The following is a 14,885-nucleotide window of genomic DNA, read 5'->3' on the forward strand; positions in this document are numbered from 1 at the left end:
TCTGGCTAGGCATGCAGCGAATAGTGGACTTCGTTGCCGGCATCAGGTACATGCGCGAGGTCGAGCAACAGACTTGTGTGTAATGGAATGCGTCTTGCCAACTCCTCCTTTGGCCACGATCGATATTAGCGGTGAACGCGGATTTTTTATCTCTTTTTCTAATCGCGCACTATCCTTGTAGCGCCCAAATAGTCCGGTCACAGAGTGTTCGAATTCCTCAGGGAGCGATGTTGGCAACGACCATCGTTTCTTGTGCATTCAATTTTCTGGCGGCTCAGCAAGTTTGCCATCTATTGCATTTTGAAATGCAAGTGATACTTCAAAAAAACCAAGCGCATCGATCGACGGATCAGATGCAACCGCGGCGCAGCGATACCAGTAAAACTCAGGAAATGGCCGATTTGGATGGCTGATGGCGTTTCGAATATCAAAAACTCCCACAGCACTCAATAGGCGCTCCAGTTCGGCAAGTCGGCTTGCGGAAGAGGTTCCACGTGCGGCAGCCTGTGCCAGTGCGAGAACCTCTCCTAGATAGGAATTTTCAACGATGAATTGCGTGATATTGCCCGTCTCAGCGGGGAACTCTTCAGGGCTTCTGCTAATTATATTTTTAGCAGTTGGAGATGTGTGGAGACCATCACCTCGTTCGCGGCAGAACCGCCCCAATGCACGTTCTAACTCATACACGATCATTGCACATTTAATGCGAGAAATCGGACTTTCCTGCATCTCATCCTCTAGCTAGAAAATTTTTATCGCTTGGTCTCCGCTGAAGCGGTTGGATCCACCGCATCAGTGCGAGCAAAGAATAACCTATTGGCGAAGATGGTGACAGAACGTGATTTCAACTCGATCAAAAGTGTCTGGTCAAGCGCTACCTAATCCAATGCAACGACATTTAGATCAATTTGACGACGCGTGACTGGTGTGGCCCGGGTGCTCAGCCACCTCTCGGTCAAGACTAGCAGCCCTGGCCGTTGATATCCAGTAAGCAGCCGTCGAGCTTTAATAAGTCGAATGACGGCAACGGGTCGGACAGCGCCCGCGGACAGGTGGCTCAGACTAGTTCTCCCTTCACTTGAAAGGAGAACGTCATGAAAGCGATTGACGAAGGAATCGCCGCGAGGATACCGTGGAACAAGGGCAAGCTGACGGGGCAGAAGCCTCCGCTGAAGCTCGGGGAAATCTGGGCCATTCGGATCCGCCTCCAACTTTCTGCGCGAGTTCGCGATCTCGCGATGTTCAATCTGGCAATCGACAGCAAACTGCGCGCGTGCGATCTGACGAAGCTGCGGGTTTGCGACGTTTGCCACGGGTACGCTGTCGCCAGCCGAACGACGATCATGCAGCAGAAAACTCAACGGCCGGTTCAGTTCGAGATCACAGAGCAGACCCGCGACAGTATCGGGACATGGATTAAGGCGGCAATGCTGACGCCGCCCGACTTCTTGTTTCCGAGCCGGCTCCACGAATCGCCGCATATCTCTACGCGTCAGTATTCGCGCGTAGTGCATCGATGGATCGCATCGATTGGACTGGACGACACCGCATACGGCACACACACGATGCGCCGTACGAAGGCGTCGCTGATTTATCGTCGCACGAAGAACCTCCGCGCAGTTCAATTGCTCCTAGGCCATACCAAGCTTGAGAGCACAGTACGATACCTTGGCATCGAGGTCGACGATGCTCTTGAGATGGCGGAGCAGATTGAAGTCTAAGCCGAGGTTCCTCCGGACGGCGATCGACCGTTGGTCGCTGTCCGGCCAGCAACGGACCTCCGCCGATGCGTTGCTCGATCGCTCGAACCGGCGTTCCACCGCGCAGACGGCCGTTCAATCCACCCACGTCGTGTCGCGTGTTCGCATGCGGCTTCCCGCTGAGATCGCTCTAACAAAACCACGGCGACCTCACTGAATTCGCCACAATTCCAAAGCTTCATCGTTTAGCTACTTATCGCCGGCTCCTCAGAGAACTCTTGTTAATATTAGTCCACCATAAAACGAGGAGGGAGATCGTGCCAACAGCGATCAAGAAAGTAGCTGCAAAGAAGTCGGCGGCAAAGAAATCGGCCCCTGAAGCCGCAAAGGCTTCTGAAAAGACGCGTTCATACATGTCGCAGGAAGACATTCCGGCGTTCAGCATCGATGAGGCGCTTGTCGTTGCCGAGGTCATCTTCGCCGAATACGGCGGTGGCCCCTCCACTCCCCTTGACGTTGCTGCTGGTCTCGAAATGCAGACCACGAACACCAAGTTCCGCATGCTTTGCGGTGCCTCAATTGCGTATGGCCTAACAACAGGCGGCTACAACGCCGCCTCCGTGTCCGTCACAGACCTAGCACGCCGCATCTGCAAACCCACGGAAGAGGGCGACGACCTGGTTGCCAAGCGCGAAGCTGTTTTGAAGCCACGAATTATTCGCGAGTTCCTGTCGAAGTATTCCGGCTCACAGTTGCCGCGCGACAAGATCGCCGAGCATGTCCTTGAACAAATGAAAGTGCCTGAAGACCGCACCAAGCAAGTCCTCGACATGATCATGGCGACCGCTGACAGCGTGGGTTTCATTCGCACGATTAAGGACAGGAAGTACGCGGACCTGGTGGGCACTCGTCCCGCTGGCTTAGACGAAGCACCTCCAGCAGATGAAGAAACTCCTGCTACCACGCCCGCCGCGCGCGCTGCGACGATCCCAGAACCAATTTCCGGCGAAGCCGCCATCGCTGTTCCCGGCCCGCAGGCATCTTCGGCCGCAACGGACGGTCGGATGCGTAAGGTGTTCATCACGCATGGTAAGAACACCACCTTCATTGACCCGATCAAAGAGCTTCTGGCGTTTGGTGAACTGATCCCTGTTGTGTCTGTCGAGAAGCAGTCCGTTGCTCAACCCGTTCCAGACAAGGTAATGAACGACATGCGCGGCTGTGCTGCTGCAATCATTCATGTAGACGGTGAACAGAAGCTTATGGACCCAGCCGGTGGCGAAGTCACGACGGTCAACTCAAATGTGCTGATCGAGATCGGCGCTGCGATGGCGCTGTATGGTCGTCGCTTCATCTTGCTGGTAAAGGACGGAGTCAAACTGCCGAGCAACCTTCAGGGCCTTTATGAAGTGCGCTACCAAGGTGACGCGCTCGATGGCGGGACAACCATCAAGCTCATGAAGGCGATCAACGAGATGAAGAACACGCCGATGCCCACGGCGGAGTAGTTAGGGTTGCGTTCGGATTATCGTACTCTTGTTGGGTTGCTTTAGTTCAGGGAACTACGCTATCAACATGAATCCGAACGTGCATTGTTGCGCTGGTGCCGCAAGTAGTGGCCGTCGTCCTTGTGCTGTCCAATGTCGGCAATGGGCAAGATCAGTCCGTAGAGAAACGCACTATGTCCGTTACGCCCTGCTACCTGCCGTTGTAACCGCGACGGCACGACCGGCCGCAATGGGTCGCGTGCTGTCCCATGCTGACAGGTGACACGCGGATTGATGCTATTTGCATAAGACGAAATTCGGCCACTTTGAGACATTGGCGGCGTCGCATGTCGCCCGTTCGAACGCCTCCTTTTCACCGCTCAACGGACACAAAGGCAGCGCCCTGTCGACGCAGCAGGAAGCGCTATTCGAAGACAGCTTTTCTGGCATGCGTTAGTGCGAAGGCTCGCAGTTCAAGAGGGCAAAGTGTCATTTGCGGCGTCGACGCGCCGGCATTCATCTGGCGCCTCGTGCCGCTTTTCGTCCTATTCGGAAAGTGACTTCCTGTCGCTTTCGGGTTTCCTAGAGATATTTCAATGGGTTTACAAACGTTCGCAAGCCCACATTCCTTAATCCAATTGAAAGCCGACGAGAGCTGATCGAGCTCATGATCTCGGGAGTGCGTCGAGTTTCGATTTAAGAATATCCCTGTCCACACATTCCCGGTCCCAGAAGAGTCGCATCAGGATTTACACTAATTCTGCTCTTAAATGTTTGAAGAATTTGGCTTCTTCGGCTACCACTTCTCTAGATCCCTGCGACCGAAACAGAAAGAAACATCCGGGAGAATAAAAATGAATTTGAAGTTCACGCTGTTAGCAGCGGTCGCCTGCCTTAGCGCCTGCACGACGCCGGCGGTCGAATACGATACGATGAGCGGTCCTCTGACGAAGAATGACGGAGCCTCCGCGCCTACACTCTTTCGCGTCCCGCGTTCAATCATCGAGATTGCCCCGGATCCGAAAGTACCGGTGGCGACCGTTCAACCCACTGCGCTTGATGTCGTACCCGTGGCCGACCGGACCGCGCTGCCGAATAATCCCAACTTGATGTACACGCTCTCGGTGTCGCATGACAAAACCGGAACCATCAGTCGCGCGGATTTCACTAGCCTTGGCGCTGATAGCTCCGGCTTTCCATTTCCTTCTTGCGATACCGTTGTGCTGACGATTTATGGAGCACCGGGAACCACATTCGGTGGTGTCGTGACCGTTGTCCCTACCGAGCTTGCTATAGCCACGGGTACGGGAAATGTGGGCGATCTCCCCCTGTACAAGGCGGTGCCAAGGGATAACCTCATCTCCACGACAACGACCAAGCTCACCTATTTTGGCGACAGCATGATCCCAAAGACGGTGGGTTCAGGGACGACGGACAACATACAGTCGGAAGTCACCTCGGTATCAACGATAGCCGCGGCGGTGATACCCATCGCGCTCGCTGCGGCACCAGCCGCAGCGGCGCCTGCGGTGAATTCCAAAACTGCAATCCCAATCACGAGCCTCAGTTTAACCACTGCGGACAACGACGATCTATATTTGATTCCGCTACCCACCAAAGGCACGATCACCGCACATCAGACGTGCGGTGCAGATGTAAGCGATAGCGCTGACGTTCAATCGAAAGCGGCTCAAGGCGCCTCGGATGCCGCAGCGGTGATTAAGGAGGCCGCGGCGATTTACACGCAGGTAAAAGGTGGAAGCGCCAACGTTGTGAAGACTGCGGGGAAGTAAATGGAGATCTCCATCCGCTTCGGCGCTCTGATTCTCACCTGCATGCTCGGGTCAATTGCAGATGCACACTCATTTGGCGAGATGGCATCCACTCTTGGCCCGTCGCACGATTCGGTCGCTGAGGGCATGGTCGCTACCTTGTCGGCCGCGGCTGGCAAGTACGGCGTTTCGCCGGAACGTGTGCCGTATTTGCAGGCCGTGACGCTTTCGAATCTGATCTGGACCTTCCCACAGGGCCAGCCCCACGTCCTGAAGGTCTGCTTCGGACCGTCTGGCAACTACACGCCTCAAGGCAGTGCTGTTGGTCAACCCTGGGGAATCGACACGGATTTTGGCAAACAGATCGCGAACGCGGTGATTCAAATTGCGCCCGAATGGCTGCAGAATACCGACCTTAGTATTGATTTCGGTCCTGCCGGCAATCCCTACCGGTGTCCAGATCAACCCGGAGCTGAAACATTGTATCAAATCCGTGTTTGGGTGGATTACACGGTGACGCCGACGACATACGGATCCTTGGTGGGAAATAATTCAGCATGGGAAAATATCGGAAACCAGTCCGGCACCCAAGGATTCACGCAGCCATACAGCATGGTTTTGAGTTTTCATCCATTTAATGTTGACTTCACGGACCAATCGCGTCGCCGGTATTTCATATTGCACGAGTTCGGGCACGCTCTTGGATTTCTTCACGAGATGCAGCGAATGCAATGTAAATGGAACTACGCTGCCTTGGTCCCGGCTTACTTTAGCTCGGTACCGGATGCCCAAGCGCAAGTTGCGTACATCTCTAACTTCGCCAATGCATATCCTGCTCCCAATGGGGCCGCTGGAAAGCTCATTCAGACCGCAATCAACGTGCACTCGATCATGGGATACGATTTTGAGTCGTCTGCTGTTTTCCTTGATGGCGAGAACGACGTTTGTTACACGAAGACGTTGACTAACAGTCTCACCGTTTACGATCGTCAGGGCTTCGCGGACGTTTATGGGAAGCAAAGCGCGCCGACGCTGGCCGCAGCGACGACGTTCGCGGTGCAAGGCGCGGAAACTCTTTCCAAGCTGGACATCGAAGCACCCCAAGTGGCGTCGCTGCTTCGTGACCCACGTGTGGCCCCCAGCGCCGAAGGTGCTTTCGTGGAGTTGAAGAAACGTGCTAGTCCACGCGTGGTTCAAAAGGTTCGAAACGCCATCACGCTGACCCAGAACGAGCAACTCGCCGTCAGGGCGGCGCTAAACTATCGTGCGGGCAGGATTGCCGCGTACCCCGCTACCGTGAACGCAAAGCCCGCCGTCCCAGCGAGCCAGTAGCGTTAAATTCAAGGCTAAAAGCACGGCCGGAAGGCAAACGCATCGTGCGCCATCCGTCTTTTCTCTTCCGGGGCTCCTAAGCGATCGCAGCAGTCAGGGCTGAAGTAACGCTACAGTGCCTCTGCTGAGGGAAATGCATGTGCGACCTCCTCTCAGTTGGTACGCTCCGGCATCCCATTGGATGGATACTGCGGCGCTATTCAGGCAAGCGGAGTTCTAGGCGGCATTCGTGAGCCTTCGCGCCCCCCGCGCCCTTGTAGGCGGAACTCGCTCCACTTTGCGTGTGCGTCTCATCTCAGTTCCGAACCGGTCAGATCTGATTTCGCGCTCAGGTGTCTGCAACGGGTCGCGTGCTGCCGATCGCAACCGTGTGAGGATGAAAGTCATCATGCTACTTGCATGAGGCAGCACCCGGTCAGAGGTCGCCGCTTGCGGGTAGAGCGCATCGACGGGCCGATTTGGGTCGACTTCTGCCGATTCCGCGCCGATTCCGCGAGGCGCATCCAGACGCACTCGCCCGCCCTTCTCCATCCGCTGTCGAACCAGTGTCACCCTGAAAACGCCAACCGAATCGACACGTGCGACGCGCTCGAAACGCGTGGCGCGCTGACACGACAGACCTGTCGACAGGTCACATTATTTTGACGTAGCACTGCTTTTTCTCGACCTGTTCGAGTTTGAATCCCTTCTGGGTCATGCATGAAGAGATCTCGTCCGGGAACGGATTCAGATTAAAAATCCGTTGGTCGATTTTGGGGGAAATTCCATGATCCAGTTCGTCTTGCGCCTCAGCGCAGGACGCCTTCGCGAGTCCGATCTTGACGGGCTCCCCGGTGATGCGGTTGCGAATTTTTTCATACTCTCCGCTTTTGCAAGCCGAAACGGCGTCCTTCAGATGTTGCGTGTAAAGGACGTCGACGCACGCGTTGGCTTCCCGGTCCGCATCCTTGAACACCGCCGCGACGGTCTGGGACTTCCACTCGGATTCGTAACGCGAAGTCTCCTCAAGCGGCCAGCAGCCGCACCCCGTCAGCGTCAGCACCAGGGCAGCCATGCCCGCGCGGGAAAGCCATCGCTTTCGTACTTGCATAAGTCCGGCTCTTTTGAAATTGGAATGGTTCAAGCAGGATGCGGGGCGCTTTTCAAAACTCGTAGCCGATAACGCTCATCTCGTACTGGACCGTCGGGTGAGATTGCAACCAAAGACAAATAATACCTCCTACAATGCATTGGGTTTGATCAGGTATCACAACGCTGACTACGGCAGTGTGTATCAGAAGCCATCGTGCGTCGTGCCCACGATCGATCCGATTGTCGCCCCGCCATCCCGCTGCCATGCAAACTGGATAAGACGGAAGACCTTAGCGAGAGCGATTTCATTATCGGGTTGTAAGCGGATGAGAGCGCGCTCGATCACTTGCATTAAAACCGGTGGGTTACATTTGTTACCATGAACGCATATCAGCGAGGCAAGCGATGGGCAAGGAGTTTTTTATCAAGGCAGCGCGCGCTCTTAAAGGGCCGATCGAAGATGGGCAACTGCTGGCCATTACTCGTGGCAACCTGCGCTCCGACATCGCACAGGGCACAAAAAGGTTCGCAGCGATGGATTTGCTGCAGTGTGAATATGTCATCGACAGTGGCCAGATAAAATCTTCTATCGGTGGAAAAATTCTGGAATCGACAACCACATTTAGTGCACACGACAAGGTGGCCATTGCCGCGTTTGTGATCTCCGTGCAAAGCAAGATTTATCTATTCAACCACTTGAACAAGACCGATCTGGTCGCACACTCATCGTTTGTCGGGAAGTTCGCCAAAGGCGCAGGTGAAATCATGATCGTCGGCGGCAAGGTCAAACTGATACACGCGCACAGCGGGCATTTTCGCCCAGGCGTTCTCAACATTTTTCATGTCGTCAAGCATTTCCGCGATCTGGGCGTGCTCGCCGTCGACGCAAAGGTCGGCTTTGTAACAGATCCTTTTATCTCGATTGAGATGCCTCAGCCCACCAAGACGGACAGCGTGCAGTTTTCGTGTTTACTGGGTGAGCAAGAACAACAGGCCATTTTGCAGAACGAGCAAGAAATCACTCAACTCCAGCTTGAATTGGAAAAACTAAGGCAACCCATCTCGGAGACTGCTGTTTCTGAATACAGGGCACAAAAACTCCTTGAGGCAAGCAAAGAGTTAGAGGATGTTGAGGGGACAAAGGATCTGTGCATCATGCTGGAGATGCTTTCTGATTATGAGAGTCAAAAAAAGTCAGCCGAGGAAAATAAACGCCTGGCAAATGAAATAAACATTGAAAAATATCGTGAAATGATCGTCAAGGAAATGAAAAAGATATCCAATAGAATCGAGGATGCACTGAGTCTGATCGACGATATAAAGAGCACTATGACGAGGCAAACCATTTCAGTGATTTACAGTGCCATCTATTTCACGGATTTTGTCACCACGCACTATGAAAAGCTGAAAGCGAACCATGTACCCGCAGTTTATGACAACGCGCTTTGATTGTTCGTACCGCGCCCTGGTCGCTAGCGCTACCTGTCGGTGCAGGTTGCGCATGACGCACTGAGACTACAACAGGGTGTTTTCGACAGGCGCCCCATTAGCGACGCCCGTTATCGAGAAAGCTGAGGAACCCTTGTGGGTCGACTTCTGCAGGTCGCATGCCGATTCAGCGGAAGCCCATACAACAATAAACTACCGCTGATACCGCACCGGCAACGCCGTCGAATACTTGATCTGCTCCATTGCAAAACTCGAGCTCACGTCATACAACGGCACGGCAGCGATCAACAACTTATAGACCCGATCGTAGTCATCGATATCCGAGACCACCACCCGCAGCAGGTAATCCGTCTCGCCACTCATCCGATACACCTCCACCACCTCCGGAATATCCTGCACGGCACGCGTAAACGTAGCCGCCCACGCCTCCGTATGCTGATTGGTCCGCACCGCGACGAACACCGTCGTGCCCACGCCGAGCTTGCGCGGGTCGCATAGCGCCACCTGAGCGCGGATTACCCCAGTTTCCTTGAGCCGCTGCAGGCGCTTCCAGCATGGCGTCTGCGACAGGTTGACCCGCTGCGCGAGTTCGGCGATCGGCATGGTCGCGTCTTCCTGAAGCAGTTCCAGCAGCTTGCGGTCGATGATATCCATTCCCATATCCACCCCCAGACAGAAAATTATTCTACTTTTGCCCAATCAAGGGGAATTATATGAAAACTCTTTCTCCACGCAAACCGGTATAAATATTCCTGTCCGATAACCGAATCCCAGCGCCTGCGCCGCCCTCATGAGCCACGATATTTCCCAGCCTGCTGCCGACCGCTCCACGCCCCCACACGCTTCCGTGCTGCACGGAAATGAAGCCGTGCACACCTCGCCTGCGTCAGCGGCCGCGCCAAAGTGCGCGAGCCAGCCGATCGCACGCCTGTGCGACGCGCTGGACGCCGCCTTCGACCAATTCGCGGACACCGTCGACCCATCGCAACATGCAGCCTTCGCACTCGCCATCAGGACGGCGCTCGCCACAGCGGCCGCCGATCCGGCGCTCCTCGCACCGGCGCAACGCGAGGGCTCAACAGACTCGTACCGTCGCCACCTGCTGGCCGCCGATCCGCACGGCCGCTATGCCATCGCCGCGCTGGTCTGGATGCCGGGTCAAGCGAGCCCGGTACACGCCCATCAGACGTGGTGCGGCTACGTGGTGCTGGACGGCACCTTGTCGGAAACGGTGTATGACTGGAACGAGGCGCAGCAGCTTGCGACCGAGACACGCTCGCATCCGCGCGCGAGCGGCGCCGTGTCGTTCGTGCGCGCCGGGCGTCGCGGCATCCATCGGCTCGGCAACGCGAGCGACGCACCGGCCGTCTCGCTCCATATTTACGGCGTCGAAGGTTCGCAGATCGCCACGCACGTGAACGACCTGCTCGGCGTCGTCGATCGCGCACCGGCCCTCGCGGAACCGGCCGTCGCCTGAGACCGTAGAGGCGTGCCTGGTTTTTGCGCGCCTAGCTTTTCCCCGCCTCACCGGCAGTAGGAATCTGCGGCGCGACCGGCGCGGGACCCGTCGAGGGCGGCGCCGGCCGCGGCTCGTGAGAAACGTCGCGGGCCGCCATTGCCAAACCGCCTGTGCGAGCGCCGCCAGCCCCGCCATGCGGCACGTCGCCATGCTCCGAGACACGCGCATGCATCGGCAATTCATCGTCCGGCAGCGGCTGCCCCTCGCTATCCTTCGACGAGGTGTAGATGCGCATTTGCGGCACCGGAATCTCGATACCGGCTTCGTCCATCTTGCGCTTCAGACGCAGGTTAAACGCACGCGCCACGCTCCATTGCTGCAGCGGCCGCGTCTTGATCTGCCCTTTCACGACCATCCAGTTTGGATCGAAGCGGTCGAGTCCCCACACTTCGATCGGGCCCAGCATTTCGCGCCGGTAGCGGAAGTCGGCCATCAGATCCGCACCTACCTCGCGAATCAGTTGGGTGACCTGATCGACGTCGGCGGAAAAGCCCATACGCACTTCGAACACCGCGTAGGCAAAATCGCGCGACAGGTTTTTCACGATCTTGATCTGCGAAAACGGAATGGCGTGGATCGCGCCCTGGCCGTCGCGCAGCCGCACCGTGCGAATCGACAGATGCTCGACCGTGCCCGCATGGCCGCCGTCGACGTCGATCCAGTCGCCCACCGAGATGGTGTCCTCGATGATGATGAACAGGCCCGTGATCAGGTCGGTGACGAGCGACTGCGCGCCGAAGCCGATCGCAAGACCGATCACACCCGCGCCCGCCAGCAGCGGCGTCACGTTGATGCCGAGGTTCGCCGCGGTCACGATGCCCGCAACCGTCACCAGCGTCACGAACAGCGCATTGCGCACGAGCGGCAACATGGTGCGCGCGCGCGTGCTGGCGTTACGCGATTTGCTGCGTGAACCGCTCGGCGTGAGCGCTTCCCTGATCGCAGTGTCGATCAGAATCCACAGCAGCCAGGCAATGAACCAGGTGGCAAGAATCGCCATGACCGCATGGGCGATCCCGCGCGCCGCGACGTTCTCCTCGATCACGCTCGCAAGCGACACGCCCCACAGCCGCGCCGCCAGTTCGAAAAACGCCAGCCAGATGAACAGCGTCGCCAGCGTCCCCACGAATTGCAGCAGTCTGCGCAGGTAAGGCGAGCGGCGATGCCTGCGGATATCGCGCGGCCGCGTCACGCGCAACACGATGGCCGACAGGAAGAACGCCAGCACCAGAAACAGCGCGGTCACCACGGAGATCTGCAGCACGTTCTCGTTCGAACCCGAACCGCCGATCGTGGCAATCACCGAGGCGCTGGCCAGCAGCAGCACCGGCACATGCCAGAGCGAGGCGAGCACGTCGAAGGCATCGGTTGCGGCCTTATGGTCGTGGCGCGCGTCGTAGGTCCGGTTGCGGATCAGGTGCGCCACGGGCCGGCGAAACGCCAGCGCGAAATACGCGGTCAGGACGGCGGCAACCATATTCGCCGCCGTCGACACCAGTTCGGCCAGATTCGGCCCGAGCTGATGCGCGACATCGTAGTTCACCGCCGCATCGCCCAACGCGGCGCACACGCCGATCGCAAACAGCAGCCGGCGCGCATGTTCGAGCAGCACGCGCACCGCGACGCGCCGATGCCCCGAGCCGAACAGCGAAAACATGATGAGACAGATCGCGGAAAACACCGCGCCGGCGACGATCGCATAGGCGACCACCATCCCCAGCGTGCGGCCGAGCGCATCGGGCATGGCCCGCGCGAATACCAGCGCGGCCAGAAACGCGACGATCCATGGACTGGCCCGCCGCAGCGCGAAGATCAGCAGCTCACCGCTCGTCGGATTCGGCTTGAGTTCGAACACCACGTGGTAGCGTTCGTGCAGCCGGCGCTGCACATAGATCAAGACCCATGCGCATGCGCCCCAGCCGGCCAGCATCGCCACCATGTCGAGCAGGATCTTGCCGAAACTCTGCGGCCCCTGGCTCGTGACGATGGTGAACAACTCGTTGCCGGCCGCGTTGAAACGCCCGGCCCAATAACGCAGCGGCGTGCGACCCTGATGCACGCCGGACTCGAACGAAGCGATTCCCGACGCGATCGCACCCAGCAAACCGGGACTCGGCTGCGCAGGCGGCGCCGGCGCGACCGTGCGGCTGACGTCGCGCAGCTTCTTGAGCTGGGCGACGAGCGCCGTGCGCTGGCGATCGTTGTCGAGCGTCGAGATCACACTGTCGAGCGAGCGCGCAAGCTCGGCCTGGCTCGCCGGCGACGGCGCGGAGGCCGCTTCGGCCGCCGAGGCGGCATCGGACGCGGGCGTTGCCGTCGCGCTGTTGATCAGGCTCTGCAATGCCGGAATCACCGGCGTCGCGCCGGCCGCGTGGGCGGGCTTCGGCGCCGCGAAAAGGCACGCCAGCACGGCCACCACGATCAGCCACGCACACAGCGGCGCAGCCTGCGCCGACGGCCGCAGGCCCGCGGCACGGCTGCGCCGGGGGTCGGAAGACAGATGACGGAAAAAATAAAAGGCAGTGCGAAACGCCCGTTGCCCGCCGGTGAACGGCGCAGCCCCGGACTCACACCGTTTTTGGCATGACTTCATGGCAATCCGTGACAAAACGGGAGACGCCAAGTGTAGCCGCACTTGCCACAGGCCGCGCAGGTGTATGCGTAACGGAATGTTAGGACGCTTGCGCGGCCGGCTGGGATCAGTAAGCGACCGTCGCGATCTTGCGGATGAAACGGCCCTGCTCCAGCTCGTCGACAAACGCGATCGCGTAGTCTTCAGCCGAAATGCGGCTATTGCCGCTGGCGTCCGCCAGCAGCGTGTCGCTGCCCGTGCGGAAGACGCCGGTCCGCTCGCCGGGGGCGATCAGCGCCGCAGGGGCGAAAAACGTCCAGTCGAGATCGTTTAGCGTGCGGTAAAACGTCAGCGCGTCGCGGTGGGCCAGCGCCACCGGCTTATAGGCGTCCGGAAAGCCTTCCGTGTCGACCAGTTGCTTGCCGGGTGCCACTTCCAGCGAGCCCGCCCCACCCACCACCACGAGACGCTTCAGGCCCGCCGCACGCACACCCTCCACCAGCGCGCGGGTCGCGGTCACGACGACAGCCGCGTCGTCGCGCGGCGGCGCATAGGCGCTCGCCACCACGTCATGGCCGCGCACCGCTGCGGCGACGCTGGCGGCGTCGAGCAGATCGGCCTGCGCTGCCTTGAGGTTGGCGACGTCCGTCGGCACGCGCGCGGGATTACGCGCCAGTGCCGTCACCTGATGGCCGCGACGCGCCGCTTCCGCCGCAATCCGCGAACCGATTACGCCCGTTGCGCCAAACAATGCGATCTTCAATGCCTTGCTCATTTCTGTATGCTCCTGTGATTGGCTTATATGTAACCACGTTGATTACATATAACGCCGAAAAAAGAGGGGCTTGGCCCCCCGCTTGTATCTGCACGTCCCTGCCTGTCCTGCTTGAACCTCCAGCCGCCGCACAGCGCCGCCCTATCCCGCCGGCCGCCGCTTGCGTTCGCGCTGGCGCTCGGCCTTGACCAGGTCAGCGGTGGCATCCGCCAGCGTACGGCCTGCGAGCGACGCCTCCATGGCCTGCTGCGCCTCATCGATGATGCCGCGCAGCACGACCTGGATATTGCGCCCCACCATGCAAGCCGGATTCGGTTCCTCGCGATGCAGCGCGAACAGTTGCGCATCGTCGACGGCGCGGTACACCTCCAGCAGCGTGATCTCGTCGGGCGGCCGCGCCAGCAGCGCGCCGCCGCCCGCGCCGAGTTGCGACGTAGTGAGTCCGGCGTCCGCGAGCATCGTCAGCAGACGGCGGATCAGCGCGGGATTTGTGTTCACGCTGCCTGCAATCATGTCCGACGAAAGCGGCAGGCCATCCTGCAGCGACAACAACGCCAGCACGTGGACCGCAAAGGCAAACCGGCTACTCGTATTCAAAACGCACCTGTCCGGCGACGACAATGTGTAACCATAGTAATTACATTTAACCGCGCTGTCAAACCGGCGCAGCCAACCGCGGCTCCGCCGTGCCTCGCATGCACATCCACCGCTCGAACCTGCGGCGTCATTTGTCCATCTGCTTTTGTGCGTCGCTGCTGCTGTCGCTATCGCTCGACGCAGCGGATGCCGACGAAGCCGCCGTGGTATCGGACCACTGCTGCAGCTTGCGTCCCGCGTTTTGCAGGCCTGCGCCGGTCAGCGACGCCGCCTTGTTGAGCTCCGCGCTGCTCTCGCTCGCCGCGCTCTGCAGATTGGCTTGCGCGCTGGAGGCGAGCGCCGACGGATCGATGGTGATGGTCGGCGCGGAAGCCGCCGAATCGATGTTCTGTTTCGCCGCGTCGACCTGCTGGCCGACATAGCTCGCGGCCTGGTTGAGCGACTGCCCGGCCTGTTGCGCAGCGTCATCCATCTTGCCGGCCAGCTGGCCCGCGGAGGCGTCGTTTTTCTGGCACGCGGCCAGCGCGCCGAGCAGGACCCCAGCCAAGGCAACACGGCGAACGAGGGGACGGTGGTTGAATGAAATCATTTTGGAATCTGAGCCGCAGCAA

Annotated in this window: 13 protein-coding genes; 6 read left to right on the forward strand and 7 right to left on the reverse strand. The window is 58.8% G+C overall.

From position 1 onward, the window contains the following. Positions 1-258: 258 nt before the first annotated feature. Complete coding sequence (locus P3T42_RS36450; protein ID WP_429308771.1) at positions 259-729, reverse strand: hypothetical protein; 471 nt, start codon at positions 727-729, stop codon at positions 259-261. A 365-nt stretch (positions 730-1,094) separates the two neighbouring features. Here P3T42_RS36450 and P3T42_RS36455 point away from each other — a divergent pair, with 365 nt between their 5' ends. The 4 genes from P3T42_RS36455 to P3T42_RS36470 all read left to right on the forward strand — a co-directional run bounded on the left by P3T42_RS36455 (position 1,095) and on the right by P3T42_RS36470 (position 6,291). Further along, entirely contained in the window at positions 1,095-1,721 is a 627-nt protein-coding gene (locus tag P3T42_RS36455; RefSeq protein WP_429308772.1) for a tyrosine-type recombinase/integrase, read from the forward strand. A 296-nt stretch (positions 1,722-2,017) separates the two neighbouring features. Further along, positions 2,018-3,208, forward strand: a complete 1,191-nt coding sequence (locus P3T42_RS36460) for a TIR domain-containing protein (RefSeq protein ID WP_429308773.1) — start codon at positions 2,018-2,020, stop codon at positions 3,206-3,208. Positions 3,209-3,957: 749 nt separating this feature from the next. Next, positions 3,958-4,980 (forward strand): hypothetical protein, encoded by a 1,023-nt coding sequence (locus P3T42_RS36465; RefSeq protein WP_429308774.1) that lies wholly within the window; start codon positions 3,958-3,960, stop codon positions 4,978-4,980. Further along, entirely contained in the window at positions 4,981-6,291 is a 1,311-nt protein-coding gene (locus P3T42_RS36470) for a hypothetical protein (RefSeq protein ID WP_429308775.1), read from the forward strand. A 631-nt stretch (positions 6,292-6,922) separates the two neighbouring features. Here the strand turns inward: P3T42_RS36470 and P3T42_RS36475 are convergent. After that, positions 6,923-7,381, reverse strand: coding sequence for a hypothetical protein (locus tag P3T42_RS36475; RefSeq protein WP_074298097.1), 459 nt, complete (start codon positions 7,379-7,381; stop codon positions 6,923-6,925). A 386-nt stretch (positions 7,382-7,767) separates the two neighbouring features. Between P3T42_RS36475 and P3T42_RS36480 the strand changes: the two genes are divergently transcribed. After that, a complete protein-coding gene (locus P3T42_RS36480; RefSeq protein WP_429308776.1) occupies positions 7,768-8,811 on the forward strand; it encodes a hypothetical protein in 1,044 nt (347 codons plus the stop codon). A 192-nt stretch (positions 8,812-9,003) separates the two neighbouring features. Here P3T42_RS36480 and P3T42_RS36485 read toward each other — a convergent pair whose 3' ends face one another. Next, on the reverse strand, positions 9,004-9,471 hold the full coding sequence (locus P3T42_RS36485) for an Lrp/AsnC family transcriptional regulator (protein WP_074298093.1): 468 nt from the start codon (positions 9,469-9,471) through the stop codon (positions 9,004-9,006). 130 nt (positions 9,472-9,601) lie between these two features. Between P3T42_RS36485 and P3T42_RS36490 the strand changes: the two genes are divergently transcribed. Further along, on the forward strand, positions 9,602-10,288 hold the full coding sequence (locus tag P3T42_RS36490) for a cysteine dioxygenase family protein (protein WP_083640513.1): 687 nt from the start codon (positions 9,602-9,604) through the stop codon (positions 10,286-10,288). Positions 10,289-10,319: 31 nt separating this feature from the next. Here P3T42_RS36490 and P3T42_RS36495 read toward each other — a convergent pair whose 3' ends face one another. The 4 genes from P3T42_RS36495 to P3T42_RS36510 all read right to left on the reverse strand — a co-directional run bounded on the left by P3T42_RS36495 (position 10,320) and on the right by P3T42_RS36510 (position 14,863). After that, complete coding sequence (locus tag P3T42_RS36495) at positions 10,320-12,923, reverse strand: mechanosensitive ion channel family protein (RefSeq protein WP_074298089.1); 2,604 nt, start codon at positions 12,921-12,923, stop codon at positions 10,320-10,322. 106 nt (positions 12,924-13,029) lie between these two features. Further along, entirely contained in the window at positions 13,030-13,677 is a 648-nt protein-coding gene (locus P3T42_RS36500; RefSeq protein WP_074298087.1) for an NAD(P)-dependent oxidoreductase, read from the reverse strand. Positions 13,678-13,818: 141 nt separating this feature from the next. Further along, positions 13,819-14,274 (reverse strand): Rrf2 family transcriptional regulator, encoded by a 456-nt coding sequence (locus tag P3T42_RS36505; protein WP_074298085.1) that lies wholly within the window; start codon positions 14,272-14,274, stop codon positions 13,819-13,821. A gap of 127 nt (positions 14,275-14,401) precedes the next feature. Then, positions 14,402-14,863 (reverse strand): hypothetical protein, encoded by a 462-nt coding sequence (locus P3T42_RS36510; protein ID WP_074298083.1) that lies wholly within the window; start codon positions 14,861-14,863, stop codon positions 14,402-14,404. Positions 14,864-14,885 lie beyond the last annotated feature (22 nt).

Origin of the sequence: Paraburkholderia sp. GAS38, assembly GCF_050434965.1 — a bacterium.
GTDB classification, from domain to species: Bacteria; Pseudomonadota; Gammaproteobacteria; order Burkholderiales; family Burkholderiaceae; genus Paraburkholderia; species Paraburkholderia phenazinium_A.

Coding starts and splice junctions, on each gene's coding strand:
- P3T42_RS36500 (WP_074298087.1), bottom strand. CDS start 13,677: ATGAGCAAGGCATTGAAGATCGCATTGTTTGGCGCAACGGGCGTAATC.
- P3T42_RS36465 (WP_429308774.1), top strand. CDS start 3,958: ATGTTTGAAGAATTTGGCTTCTTCGGCTACCACTTCTCTAGATCCCTG.
- P3T42_RS36450 (WP_429308771.1), bottom strand. CDS start 729: ATGCAGGAAAGTCCGATTTCTCGCATTAAATGTGCAATGATCGTGTAT.
- P3T42_RS36455 (WP_429308772.1), top strand. CDS start 1,095: ATGAAAGCGATTGACGAAGGAATCGCCGCGAGGATACCGTGGAACAAG.
- P3T42_RS36510 (WP_074298083.1), bottom strand. CDS start 14,863: ATGATTTCATTCAACCACCGTCCCCTCGTTCGCCGTGTTGCCTTGGCT.
- P3T42_RS36480 (WP_429308776.1), top strand. CDS start 7,768: ATGGGCAAGGAGTTTTTTATCAAGGCAGCGCGCGCTCTTAAAGGGCCG.
- P3T42_RS36490 (WP_083640513.1), top strand. CDS start 9,602: ATGAGCCACGATATTTCCCAGCCTGCTGCCGACCGCTCCACGCCCCCA.
- P3T42_RS36470 (WP_429308775.1), top strand. CDS start 4,981: ATGGAGATCTCCATCCGCTTCGGCGCTCTGATTCTCACCTGCATGCTC.
- P3T42_RS36495 (WP_074298089.1), bottom strand. CDS start 12,923: ATGAAGTCATGCCAAAAACGGTGTGAGTCCGGGGCTGCGCCGTTCACC.
- P3T42_RS36475 (WP_074298097.1), bottom strand. CDS start 7,381: ATGCAAGTACGAAAGCGATGGCTTTCCCGCGCGGGCATGGCTGCCCTG.
- P3T42_RS36485 (WP_074298093.1), bottom strand. CDS start 9,471: ATGGGAATGGATATCATCGACCGCAAGCTGCTGGAACTGCTTCAGGAA.